Annotated in this window: 1 pseudogene; it reads right to left on the bottom strand. The window is 69.3% G+C overall.

From position 1 onward, the window contains the following. A pseudogene (locus tag OO52_RS45900) lies at positions 1 to 225 on the bottom strand (hypothetical protein); the annotation flags it as partial.

Here is a 225-nt window from a genome sequence, read left to right as displayed (position 1 = left end):
ATCGGCGGCCCGCCGAGGAAGCCGTTCATGAGGTCGCCCAGGTCGAGCTTCGTGGCACCGGCCGGAGCGGTGGGCCTGGTGCCCTCGCCCATCCGCAGCGTCAGGCCCAGCTTCTTGACCTTGGCGGTCTCCGCCAGCTTGGCGAGGTCCACGTCCACCTGGGACAGCTCGCCGTTCTTGAGGGTGAAGTCCGCCGTCACCTTGGCGTTGGGCGCGTCCTTCAGG

Origin of the sequence: Streptomyces flaveolus, from assembly GCF_000716535.1 — a bacterium.
Taxonomy (GTDB): domain Bacteria; phylum Actinomycetota; class Actinomycetes; order Streptomycetales; family Streptomycetaceae; genus Streptomyces; species Streptomyces flaveolus_A.
This window is presented reverse-complemented; position numbering and strand designations above follow the sequence as displayed.